Source organism: Pseudomonas sp. Seg1 (assembly GCF_018326005.1).
Lineage (GTDB): Bacteria > Pseudomonadota > Gammaproteobacteria > Pseudomonadales > Pseudomonadaceae > Aquipseudomonas.
On the sequence record NZ_AP021903.1, the window covers coordinates 4,715,771 to 4,728,515 of the forward strand.

General features: G+C 59.1%; 5 protein-coding genes. 3 read left to right on the forward strand and 2 right to left on the reverse strand.

What is annotated here, in order from left to right; translation table 11 throughout:
- Positions 1–71: 71 nt before the first annotated feature.
- A complete protein-coding gene (gene pap, locus KI231_RS21130; protein ID WP_213026243.1) occupies positions 72–1,586 on the reverse strand; it encodes a polyphosphate:AMP phosphotransferase in 1,515 nt (504 codons plus the stop codon).
- Positions 1,587–1,973: 387 nt separating this feature from the next.
- Here pap and mnmC point away from each other — a divergent pair, with 387 nt between their 5' ends.
- Positions 1,974–3,953: a bifunctional tRNA (5-methylaminomethyl-2-thiouridine)(34)-methyltransferase MnmC2/FAD-dependent 5-carboxymethylaminomethyl-2-thiouridine(34) oxidoreductase MnmC1 gene (mnmC, locus tag KI231_RS21135; protein WP_213026244.1), complete on the forward strand. Its 1,980-nt coding sequence runs from the start codon at positions 1,974–1,976 to the stop codon at positions 3,951–3,953.
- 3 nt (positions 3,954–3,956) lie between these two features.
- Here the strand turns inward: mnmC and KI231_RS21140 are convergent, their stop codons facing one another.
- A complete protein-coding gene (locus tag KI231_RS21140; protein ID WP_213026245.1) occupies positions 3,957–8,792 on the reverse strand; it encodes an NEL-type E3 ubiquitin ligase domain-containing protein in 4,836 nt (1,611 codons plus the stop codon).
- 250 nt (positions 8,793–9,042) lie between these two features.
- On the opposite strand from KI231_RS21140, the gene KI231_RS21145 reads away from it, so the two are divergent.
- Positions 9,043–10,860, forward strand: a complete 1,818-nt coding sequence (locus KI231_RS21145) for a dermonecrotic toxin domain-containing protein (RefSeq protein ID WP_213026246.1) — start codon at positions 9,043–9,045, stop codon at positions 10,858–10,860.
- A 109-nt stretch (positions 10,861–10,969) separates the two neighbouring features.
- Positions 10,970–12,742: an N-acetylglutaminylglutamine amidotransferase gene (locus KI231_RS21150; protein ID WP_213026247.1), complete on the forward strand. Its 1,773-nt coding sequence runs from the start codon at positions 10,970–10,972 to the stop codon at positions 12,740–12,742.
- Positions 12,743–12,745: the final 3 nt, after the last annotated feature.

The window sequence follows — 12,745 nt, forward strand, 5'->3', positions numbered from 1 at the left end:
GGACCTGAGCATAAGTCCACCCGATTACCGACCGCGACAATCATTCACCCCGCGTATGCGTGTTCATCGGCTCAGTCCTTGTGCTTTTTGGCCTTCTTGTCGGACTTTTCGAACGCCTCTTCCAGAGCCCGGTTGATCGTGCGCAAGACCTTGACCCGGGCCCAGCGCTTGTCGTTGGCCTCAATCAGCGTCCATGGCGAGATCTCGGTGCTGGTGCGGTCGACCATGTCGCCAACGGCGGCGCGGTAATCGTCCCACTTGTCGCGGTTACGCCAGTCGTCTTCAGTGATCTTGAAACGCTTGAACGGGATTTCCTCGCGCTCCTGGAAACGCTCCATTTGCGTGTCCTTGTCGATGGCCAGCCAGAATTTGACCACGATCACCCCAGCGTCGGCGACCTGCTCCTCGAAGTCATTGATCTCGCCGTAGGCGCGCATCCAGTCGGCGGTGCTGCAAAAGCCTTCGACCCGTTCCACCAACACCCGGCCATACCAGGAACGGTCGAACACGGTGAACTTGCCCCGCGCCGGAATATGCCGCCAGAACCGCCACAGGTACGGTTGCGCGCGCTCCTCTTCGGTCGGCGCGGCAATCGGCACGATGCTGTACTGACGCGGATCGAGCGCCGCCGCCACCCGGCGAATCGCCCCACCCTTGCCTGCCGCATCATTACCTTCGAAGACGGCGACCAAGGCGTGGCGGCGCATGCGTTTGTCACGCATCAGGCCGGACAGCCGCGCCTGCTCGGTGATCAGTTGCTCTTCGTAGTCTTTCTTGTCCAGACGCTGGGTCAGATCAAGGCTGTCGAGCAGGTTCAACTGATCAACCGCCGTGCCCAATGGCGCAGCACTGACATCGTGGGGATGCACGTCCGGACGCTTCAGGGCGTTCTGCAAACCCTCAAGCAGAATCTTGCCGACCGCCAGACTGCGGTAATGCGCATCCACGCCTTCGATAATGTGCCACGGCGCGTAGTCGCGACTGGTCCGGCGCAGCACGCGCTCGCCGTACTTGACGAACTTGTCGTAAGTCTCCGATTGCTGCCAGTCCAGCGGGCTGATGCGCCAGCTGTGCAACGGGTCGTCAGCGAGGGCCTTGAGCCGCGCCTTCATCTGTTTCTTGGACAGGTGGAACCAGAACTTGAAGATCAGCGCGCCTTCATCGCAGAGCATTTTTTCCAGGCGCTCGGCCGCGTTGATCGCTTGATCCAGGCGCGGGTCCTTGAACAATCCGTGCACCCGGCCCTGGAGCATCTGGCTGTACCAGTTGCCGAAGAAAATCCCCATCCGCCCCTTGGCCGGCAGCATCCGCCAGTAGCGCCAGGCCGGTGGCCGCGCCAGTTCTTCGTCGGTCTGCTGATCGAAAGTGCGCACCTCGATCAGGCGCGGGTCCATCCACTCGTTGAGCAATTTGACCGTCTCGCCCTTGCCCGCGCCCTCGATACCGTTGATCAAAATGATCACCGGGAAGCGCTTCTGCTGCTGCAACTCGAACTGCGCTTCCAGCAGTGCTTCACGCAGTGCCGGGACGGCAGCCTCATAAGTGTCTTTGTCGATGGCGTGACCGATTTCAGCGGATTCAAACATGGGACGGCTCCTTCCAGGGTTCAGCAAGACTAGCGGATTGGGCACGGGCAAGGAGGAGAAATTCCCCTGATTCTGTGCGCAATGGCAACCCTTGAATTGCGTGCCAAACCTGACGTGCATGGAAACCCTTGTGGTGAGGGGATTTATCCCCGACCGGCTGCGTAGCAGTCGTAAAGCCATTAGACGCGGTTTGACTGAGGCAGCAGGGTTGAATGGTTTTGGGGCCGCTTCGCTACCCATCGGGGATAAATCCCCTCGCCACAGGGTTATCGGTTCAGGTCTTGAATCACCCATTGTCCTTGAGCTTGCAAACCCAAGGCTTGCCATGGATCAAGCAGCCCCTGCGCGATCGGCTAGAATGGCGGCCTTGTTGCTGCCGAGCCTGCCATGAAACCTGTAATGCCCCACGCCCAACTCGACTGGGATGACCAGGGACGCCCGCGTTCGCGAGTGTTCGATGACGTGTATTTTTCCGACCAGTCGGGGCTGGAGGAAACCCGTTATGTGTTCCTTGAACAGAACCGTCTGGCCGAGCGCTTCGCAGCATTGCCGGCGGACGGGCGATTGGTCATCGGTGAAACCGGATTCGGCACCGGGTTGAATTTTCTCTGCGCCTGGCAACTGTTCGAAGCGCATGCCTCGGCCAGCGCACGGCTGCATTTTGTCAGTGTCGAAAAGTACCCGTTGAGCCCTGCCGACCTGCAACGCGCACTGGCGTTATGGCCGGCGCTGAAACCGCTCGCCGATCAGTTACTCAAACATTACGTGGCCATCCATCAAGGCTTCCAGCGCATCACCCTGGCCAACGGTCGAGTGACGCTGACGCTGTTGATCGGTGATGCCCTGGAGCAGTTGCCGCAGCTGGACGCGCAAATCGACGCGTGGTTCCTCGACGGTTTCGCCCCGGCGAAGAACCCCGATATGTGGACCGCCGAACTGTTCGTCGAACTGGCCCGTCTGGCGGCGCCCGGCTCGACCATCAGCACCTTTACCAGCACCGGCTGGGTGCGGCGTTTGCTCAACGCCGCCGGGTTCAAGATGAAACGCACGCCGGGCATCGGCCACAAATGGGAAATTCTCCGTGGCGAATTCCTCGGCTGGCCCGAGGACGTCGCCCCGCCGCCAGCGGAAAAACCCTGGTTCGCGCGCCCTGCGCCGCTAAACGGTGACCGGCGGGTGCTGGTGATCGGCGCCGGTCTGGCCGGTTGCGCCACGGCAGCCAGCCTTGCGTCACGCGGCTGGCAAGTGAGTTTGCTGGAGCGCCACGCAGCCGTTGCGCAAGAAGCGTCCGGCAACCCGCAAGGCGTGCTGTACCTGAAACTGTCAGCCCATGGCACGGCGTTGTCGCAACTGATTGTCAGCGGCTTCGGCTACACCCGACGCCTGCTGGAAACCCTGCAACGCGGCAGCGACTGGGACGATTGTGGCGTGCTGCAGCTGGCGTTCAACGCCAAGGAAGCCGAGCGCCACGCGCAATTGGCAGAAGCATTCCCGCCAGACCTGCTGCAGTGGCTCGACCAGCCCGAGGCACAGGCCCGCGCCGGGGTCGGTGTGGCCCACGGCGGTTTGTACTATCCCGAAGGCGGTTGGGTGCATCCACCCGCGTTGTGTCAGGCGCAAGCCGCGCAAGCGAATGTCGAACTGCTCAGCCATCGCGAAGTGCTTGATCTGCGCAAGGTCGATGACCAGTGGCAGGCCTTCGACGGCGACCGTCTGCTCGCCAGCGCGCCCGTCGTGGTATTGGCCGGCGCTGCCGAGATCAAGCGTTTTGCGCAAAGCGCCGAGTTGCCACTCAAGCGCATTCGCGGACAGATCACCCGGCTGGCGCAGACTGCACACAGCCAGACACTGGCCACGGTGGTGTGCGCCGAAGGTTACGTCGCACCCGCACGCTTGGGCGAACACACCCTGGGCGCCAGCTTCGATTTCAACAGCAACGAACTGACTCCGACCATCGCCGAACACTTGGGCAATCTGGCCATGCTCGAGGAGATTTCCAGCGATCTGGTGGCGCGTCTGCAAATCGATCAACAGGCGCCTGAAGACCTCCAGGGCCGAGCGGCCTTCCGTTGCACCAGCCCGGACTACCTGCCGATCGTCGGCCCCCTTGCCGACCGTGAAGCGTTCATTCAAGCCTATGCCGCGCTGAGCAAGGATGCCCGGCAAGTGCCGGACATCGCCTGCCCATGGCTCGACGGTTTATACGTCAACAGTGGCCATGGCTCGCGCGGCCTGATTACCGCGCCATTGTCCGGCGAACTGCTCGCCGCCTGGCTGGACAACGAGCCGTTGCCGCTGCCAAGAAGCGTGGCGGAGGCCTGTCATCCGAACCGTTTCGCGCTGCGCCAGCTGATTCGCGGCAAGTAGATTTCACGCATCGGGCAACGCACAGATGCCCAGATCGACGAGGCGTATCGCATCGTCGGTCAGGCGTGAGAGTTCGGCTTGTACCGCCTTCTCTCGCTTTGACTGGATGGCATCCATCTGGCTCAGATAATCCGCCGTGGTCAGTTGGGTTGCCTGTTCGAAAACCGTGTTCATCTGCGGCGCGAATTTCTCATCAATGGCGGTGAATTTTCGTGCAAACGTGCGCTTGAGGTAGTCACCCCAGAATGGTTGACGCTGCATGAACGTCAGCCATTCGGAAGACAGCTCCGCCGCTTTGACCGTGTTTGTTGCCGTTTCCAGATCCGCCGCGGTCACTCCGCCCAACACGGCAAACTTCATATGCCGTGGCTGCCCCGGCAGATTGAGCGCATCGGCCAAACCAACGCGATAGGCGAGGTTCACTTCCAGCGGATCAGCCGCCGGATTTTGGCTGGCATGCTTAAGCGCAATCCGATCAAGCTGATCCAGCCGAAACAGACCTCGGCCAAGCATGAGCAGCGGTTTCGCGCTGCTGCTTTGACCGCTCGCAATCCGCGTCACTCTGTTGACTTCCACCGCGACTTCGAGATGACTGAAGTTCATGGCTGCACTGTCGGTGCAGTTGATCGGGTTGGCGGCCAGGTTCAGCACCTGCTCACTCAGGATCACATCGGGTTCGGCCGTTTCAAGCACCGACCAGACTCGTCGATGCATGTCCTCACTCACCTTTTCAGAGTCGGCCGTATTACCCAGTTCCGCGAGCAGATGAAACAAGCCCTCGGCCCTCGGATCATCCTTGAAGGCCGTCCAGATCCGGTTACGCCGCCCCCAATCCGCGCCAGCCCCATCCTTGAACCACAACGAGCGCGCCTGCTGCTCATCGAGGCGAGCGATGTCGTCTTCCAGATAGCCCATGCCGATGCCGATGTTTTTTCGATAGTCGGCCAGATGGGTGCGGCTGCTCAGCGACAACGGATTGCCACGCAGATTGAGTGCCTGAGTGAAATGTTTCGGAGCCTTGAACAGCCACGCCGGCAGGTCCTTGATCTCGTTACCGCGCAAATCGACCCAATCCAGATACGGCAGGCGTGCAAGGCCTTTGGGCAATTCGGTGGCGCGGGTGTCGTTCAGGGCCAAGGCACGCAAGTCAAACAGTTTGCTCACGTCCGGGGTCGCGCCCAGCGGATTACCGCTCAGGTTCAGGCGGCGCAGTGTCCGCAATTGGCTCAGTTTGGCCAGGGTGTGTTCGGTCAGCTTGATCTGGTTGCCGGCCAGGCTCAACCGGGCAAGCTTGGGCATGTGCGACAGCACTTCAGGTAGCCGGGTCAGAGTATTGCTGTCGAGTTCAAGGTATTCGACCTGCTTGAAGGCCTTGAGGAAATACACGAGGTCGTCGTCCTGCGCCATATTCTTCAGCGACAACTGTTGTATGTGATCGAAATTCAATCCGGAGGGTAACGTTGGCAGTTTGCCGACCCGCATGCCGTCCAGATTCAAGGTGCAGACTGATTTTCCACTCTCATCGGTAGTCAGCAGAATCCGTCGAAAGCTGTTCTCGATCTGCTCGGCGGCCCACTTGCGACTGTGCTGCACTTCAGCCGAATCGCCGCCCACCGCTTTGATGGCGTCCTTGTCCTCGCTCCATTTATCCAGCACCTCGCGCAAGTGCTCAAGGTCGCGGCGCAACGTTCTGACCTGGGTTGCGCGGGTCAGCGAGTCAGTTCCCAGGCCGTCAATAAACTCACTGGCCTGCGTCTCGGAAAACCGTGGATAGAGCTTTTTGACCTTGCGCAGTAACGTCCGGGGATGGCTCGTCGCTGCCGGAGCTTGATCGGCCTGAAGGCAGGCAGGCTCAGCGACCAGTGGTTCAAGCTTGCCCTCGGTCAGGATCCGCGCACTGGCTTCACGCTCATCCAGTGCCACATCGAACAGCTTGCTGCGCAGCCGTGCACTGTCGGCGTCAACAGGATCGGGAAAACCGGCGGCCAGACGCTGGCGCGGCGACAGAGCCTTGAGGACCGCGGTGTAGAGGCTGTCCGGGCTCGCCGCCACGCGTCCGAGGGATTTTTCGTCGCCGGCGAATACCTCATAACCGTCACTGGATTTGACCAGCGTGCAGGTATTCGAGGGGGGCGCCGTCGTCTCGCCGATGGCTTCCAGTACTGGCCCGGTCAGTGACTTCTCCCGCACGGTCAGACGCAGAGCCGGATCCCAACCACTCAAACGGGGCAGCAACTGGATGGCGAGTTTTTCGTTATCCGGATTGGCAATCCGCGGCAGGTGAAACCCGCTCAACGCCCGATCCAGGCGCACAGCGGCGCTGGCATCACAGACTTTCTGCGCCAGCCCCAGGGGCACCCGCCCGGTCGCGCGCAAATGCACACGCTCGACGCTCGACGCCTGTTCGATCAACTGCTGAGCGTAACGCGCAGGAATGTCGGCAAACACGCTGCGCAACTTCTTCACCTCGTCGACCTCACTCTGGTCATAGCGCTGATACATGCGCTCGAACACTGCACGACGATCAGCCTTGAGTGCCGCACCCAGCTTCTTCGCCAGTGCTTGACTTTCGCCTTCGCCATTCACCTTGCTGCCCAGCAACGTATCGACCTCCTTCTGATACAGGCCGTCGATCACCGTTTGCAGCAATTGCCCGGAATCCAGCTCATCCTCGCTGACCACCACACTGAGTGTGTCGTCAGGGGTGCTGGGCGCGGGATACCTGGCACTGACGGCTCCTTCGCTATCTTGGACTTCGATGTAACGGTCCGTCGGCCAACCTGACAACTTCGGTAAACCGTGCAGTTGTTCCTGCACTGGCTGATCCGAGTGGATTTCACCCAAGCCCAGCTCGCGGATGAGCAGGCGCAACTGCCGCTCGATGCGCACTCGTTCCACGGTATCGCGCAACCGAACAGGCAACGCGAGGTTGTCGATAAAGGCACGCTGCAACTCATCCTCGGTAACGCCGCTGAGTCGGCGCATCATGTCCAGATCGCTGTCGACGAACTCGCTCAGATGCGGGTCCATGCGCTTGAGGGTATAGGGCGTGCTGGTCCCCAGCTCGGGATGTTCGCTCGCCAATCGCCAGCCACCCTCGACATGGCGCTCCAGCTCAGGGGCATAGGCTTGCGGGCGCTGCGGATGGTCGAGGCGCCAGCGCCGGGTCTGCGCATCGACGAAGCCGGAGACGATCCGATGGTCGACGCGACCGACCATCTTGCCCCTGATCTCGTACATCTCTTTGGAATCGGCGGCCACCGTGAACCCCTCCGGCAGTCGATGCTCATACATCGTGAAGTCAGGCTTCCACAGCCGTGGATGTCCGGCCGGATTGGTAATAGCAGTGAACTGCCCAAAGAACTCCGGATGAGCACTGAGCAGTTTGCTGCCCAGCAACCCCACCGCTTTCTGCCCACCGGCCAACAGCCCCATCAAGGCGATGTTTTCCGCGACACTGAACAGATGCGAGAGTGCCTCCTGATGATCGCCCCGGCGCCAATCCTCGACACCTTCGTACACTTCGGCGAGCAGTTGCCCGGCCGCGACGCCCATCATCAACTGCCCGACGACCGGCACGAAAAAACCCGCCACCGTCGCAATCGTCACACCCAGCTCAAGGAAATCGAGCAGGCGTTTGTCTCGCACCTCTTCATCGATATCGGCGGTCGGCACGGCCAGTTTGCGCGCGTCGATCTGCAGCTTGCCGACATGACTCTGCAGCATGAATTCGAACAACGGCACGCTGATCGGTAATTGCCGGATGTGCCCTATATCGGAGGTGCTGGCGAAAGTTTTGAAGAAGTCTGCCTTGTCATCTTCATCGAGACTGTGGGTGAAGTAGTCCTTGTAGCTTTTCACGCTCAGCTTCTGCGTGAGGTACTGTTTGAACGCGGTAAAACTGGGGTATTCGTACAGCGGCCGTTCGGGCTCGCCGGCCATGTACACAAGGCACCATTCGTCCGGGTACGACTCGACCGACCGTGCGGAAAACACCACGACGCCCCAGATGCAACTGTCGAGGATTTCGATGCCTTGCATGATCATGGGGCTTTGCCCGTATCGCAGGGTTTGTGCGGAGGGCTTGCCGTCAGCGGCCGCCAATTGTCGCAACATGCGCACGCCTTCCGGCGTGATGTGAGACCTGAGCCCGGCCAGATGCATATCCAGTTGCAGCAGGTATTTTTTCATCGTGGCGATGTCGCGGGTCATGCCGCTGCTGGCCGTAATCCTGCCGTCGCTTTCGACGATGCTGAACACCTTTTGAAGGTGTTCCTGATACCGCTTGCCCAGATCCAGTTCACGACAGAATTTGGCGAACGCGGCCGGGGTCAATCCCTCAACACCAGACGGCGCACTATTCACCCGCACCAGACTGCCCTCGGGGAAACCGTCGGCCGCCTCGTCTTCACTGAAATTCTGCATGGCGGCTTGCAGCAGGGACTGGGTGGCATGCGGGACGGTTTCAATGCCCTTGTCGTCGGTCGATGTCGGCGCACAACCGCAATCGGGCCCCGGCAGACTCAGAAGATCCTGTTCAACATCAAACACCGCTGACCACTTGCCCTTCAACGCAAGGGTCAATTCGGTGATACAGAAGGTGTTCAAGGGTTTGAGCGGGAGCAGATCCTTTTCAACCTTGAGCTGAATGGCATGCAGGTCACGTGCGATCTGATCCAGCGCAGCCAGCGTGGCAATCGAGCTTTTCAGGAGTATCTCGGGCAGGCTCTTTTGCAGTGTTTCGGCACTGTCCAGATCGCCAGTGGCTTCGAGCAAGGTGCCGAGTATCTCGGTCTGCGTCGGCGCCCGCAGCTCGGGTTTGTTCTGGGTGGTTGTCATCGCAATAGTCCTTTATTGCAGGTATGTGCCATTGACCTTATCGATTTAAAACAAAAACAGGAAATACAAAAACCGATAGTTTTCAATGCAGATGCAATAGACATATTCGGCCAATAAGCGTGCGGTATATACGTATATCAAACGTTCAAAATCTCGCTGAACTCACGCACCAAACCATTCATTAATGGCGTTATTTTTTCGCAGCCACTGCGCCTAACATCAGGGTTCCTTCCGCGATGAGAGTGTTTGTATGACTTTGCCATTGGAGCAACAACCTGCCCCACCAAGAAACGACAACTTACTGACTCAGGTCTTCAATGAGATCAATGACTGGGACAAAGCAAAAATTGTCGAAAAATTCCTGACCGACAAGCTGCCGAACGCCGACAAAACGAGAATTGCCGACTATCGATCCGAACTGAAAAAGGCACTGCCGCTCCAGACCTTTTTTGAAACATTGCTGCCCACACTGGATAGCCCCAACAAGTTTTGCGGACGGATACTTCGAGACGAGTTGCGTACCACCTACGGCCCCCGGTTCAGGGTCCAGGACCTCATCAAGCTCGTACCCAAGGCAGGTTCGGAAAAGGACAGGCACGCCTGTACCTTGCTGCGGGCAGCAATGCTCAATTTCACCGAGACCGAGGCCGCTGCTGATTACTTTTCCGCCGATAGCGCAACGCTATCCGATGCTCAGGATGCACCCGCCGAAGGCGCCGCAGATTCAAGACTTACCGCGCAGGCGTTCGCAGCGTTGAGTCGTAAACTCGATCTGGGTGATCAATACCAGAAACTGATTGCGCAAAAATTTGCAGGGCCAGATGTCCAGTTGCAAGCCATGCGGCTTGGCAAACTCAATATGAGGCTGGCCGCTTACAACCGGTACTTCAGTAAAGACATTCAACTATCGCAGTTATTCATGCTGACTCAATTTACCGAGGGCAATGACGATATATTCAATGGTGAGTGCTTCAATAACGCGCCGATCCAACTTTGTTCAGTGCAACTCTTTGGCAAGTATCTGGTAAATGCTGTGCTGATTATCTGTCGCCTGACTCATGAATCCACTCAGGATCGTTACATCCTTTATGTGCCTGACGACAAAGGCAGCGGCTTTTACCAGGACGACAATGAAGACAACTGTCGGATCCGTCTGGCCGCCAGTCTGCTTGGCCAATCGCCGCTGCGGAACGTATTCGCCTCTCAACTGAACAGCAGCGATCAGGAGGATTTCCTCAATGAAAAACTGGCCGTCGTGTCATTTTCAAAAGACATAAATTTCGCCCCGTTGAGTCATGGACTATTCGAATACCTGTTTAAACGGCAACTGGATAAATTCGCCTCCGACGTCAAGCAACTGGCTGTACCCGTCGCCGAGGTCAACCAGTCGATGCATGACAAACGACGTGAAAATCGCGCATTACAGCAACGCCCGTCACTCTCCGAAACCTTGATCTACGATTTCAGCAGACGTATCCGCGCCGGTACGCCAGATACTCTGCTGAGCGAAGTGTTTATCGGTGTCGAAGACTGGACGTTCAGCGAAAAGCTGCAGGGACTCAACGCCCTGCTGGACCTGAAGGAAAAACTCTCCCCAGCGCAGGCCAATAGTCAAAGCGCCCATGCCCAAAGCCCCGATTCGTCCAGCGAGTTGGCAGCTGTTTTCTTCAAAAAGTTTGAGCTGCAAGACCATTCCAATCCGCAAAAAAACGCTTTGCTTTGGAAACGGGCTCTGTCCGGATACGAACAAAAAGCCCACGCCGCCAACCGGATCATGGATCAGGCGTATCCCGATGACGATGATCAGCGAGTGCGCAACTACAACGGACGGCATTTCATCCGGGTTGCCGGCAGTGTCTATGAAGTCGAGCCAAACCCCTTGGCCTGGCGCATTCGTCATCCACTGAATGAAGCGGCCTACCGCCCGCCCGTGGTCTATTCCCCAGGCAACGGCTGGAACTTGCAGCACAAACGCTCCGTCACCGGAGCAGCAAAAAAGGCTGAAACCCAAGTGGCAGCAGAACCGGTCAGCTCACTCCCCGCAGCGACACTGCCAGCGGTCTTATAACTTATCGTTCTAAAACTCCACTTACCGAGGCGGGTCAGTTTCTGAGTACCCGCCCTTTTGGCGAGGTAGTGTTTGACCCCTCCCCAACGGAAAAACCGGTAAGGACTTTATGTGCGGATTAGCTGGCGAGTTACGTTTTGATCATCAACCTGCAGACCTTGCAGCCGTTGAACGAATTACCCATCACCTGGCCCCTCGCGGCCCGGACGCCTGGGGCTTCCATGCCCAAGGGCCGATTGCCCTGGGCCATCGTCGCCTGAAAATCATGGACCTGTCGGACGGCTCGGCGCAGCCGATGATCGACAGTCAGTTAGGCCTGTCACTGGCCTTCAACGGTGCGATCTACAACTTCCCGGAACTGCGCGCCGAACTTGAAGAGCTCGGTTACGCGTTCTATTCCGGTGGCGACACCGAAGTGCTGCTCAAGGGCTATCACGCCTGGGGTGAAGCGCTGCTGCCGAAACTCAACGGCATGTTTGCCTTCGCCATTTGGGAGCGCGACGCCCAGCGCCTGTTCATCGCCCGCGACCGTCTCGGCGTGAAGCCGTTGTACCTGTCGCGCACCGGCCAGCGTTTGCGTTTTGCCTCGGCTTTGCCGGCGCTGCTCAAGGGTGGCGATATCAACCCGATCCTCGATCCGGTGGCGCTCAACCATTACCTGAACTTTCACGCCGTGGTGCCTGCGCCGCGCACCTTGCTGGCCGGTATTGAAAAGCTGCCACCCGCGAGCTGGATGCGCATTGAAGCCGACGGTACCACCGAGCAGAAAACCTGGTGGACCCTGCCCTACGGCCCACACGACGACGAGAAAAATCTGACCCTGGAAGACTGGGTCGACCGCGTACTCGACAGCACCCGCGAAGCGGTGGCGATTCGCCAACGGGCTGCCGTGGATGTCGGCGTGTTGCTGTCCGGCGGTGTCGATTCGAGCATGCTGGTCGGGCTGTTGCGTGAAGTCGGTGTGCAAGACCTGTCGACTTTTTCCATCGGTTTTCAGGATGCCGGCGGCGAGCGCGGCGACGAGTTTCAGTATTCCGACCTGATCGCCAAGCACTACGGCACCCAGCACCACCAACTGCGCATCGACGAGAAAGAGATCATCGAGCAACTGCCCGCCGCGTTCCGCGCGATGAGCGAGCCGATGGTCAGTCATGACTGCATCGCGTTCTATCTGCTGTCTCGCGAGGTGGCCAAGCACTGCAAAGTGGTGCAGAGCGGCCAGGGCGCCGACGAGTTGTTCGCCGGCTATCACTGGTACCCGCAAGTGGACGGCGCGACCGATCCTTACGCGGCGTATCGCCAGGCGTTTTTCGACCGCAGCTACGACGACTATGCCGCCACCGTGCAACCGAAATGGCTAACCGCCAATGACGCTGCCGGCGACTTCGTGAAGGAACATTTCGCACAACCCGGCGCCGAGGCGGCAGTCGATAAAGCCTTGCGTCTGGACAGCACGGTGATGCTGGTGGACGACCCGGTCAAACGCGTCGACAACATGACCATGGCCTGGGGCCTGGAAGCGCGCACACCGTTTCTCGACTATCGCCTGGTTGAACTGTCGGCGCGAGTGCCGGGCAAGTTCAAACTCCCGGACGGTGGCAAACAAGTGCTGAAAGAAGCGGCACGCCGGGTCATTCCGAGTGAAGTGATCGACCGCAAAAAAGGTTACTTCCCGGTGCCAGGCCTCAAGCATTTGCAGGGCGACACCCTCAACTGGGTGCGCGAACTGCTGCTCGATCCGAGTCAGGATCGCGGCCTGTTCAACCCGGCCATGCTCGACAAACTGCTGACTGATCCGCAAGGCCAACTGACGCCGTTGCGCGGCTCGAAGCTGTGGCAACTGGCAGCCCTGAACCTGTGGCTCAGTGAACAAGGAATCTGATTG

Excerpts from the sequence above, each read along its gene's own strand:
- KI231_RS21150 (WP_213026247.1), top strand. The coding sequence starts at position 10,970 with ATGTGCGGATTAGCTGGCGAGTTACGTTTTGATCATCAACCTGCAGAC.
- KI231_RS21140 (WP_213026245.1), bottom strand. The coding sequence starts at position 8,792 with ATGACAACCACCCAGAACAAACCCGAGCTGCGGGCGCCGACGCAGACC.
- KI231_RS21145 (WP_213026246.1), top strand. The coding sequence starts at position 9,043 with ATGACTTTGCCATTGGAGCAACAACCTGCCCCACCAAGAAACGACAAC.
- pap (WP_213026243.1), bottom strand. The coding sequence starts at position 1,586 with ATGTTTGAATCCGCTGAAATCGGTCACGCCATCGACAAAGACACTTAT.
- mnmC (WP_213026244.1), top strand. The coding sequence starts at position 1,974 with ATGAAACCTGTAATGCCCCACGCCCAACTCGACTGGGATGACCAGGGA.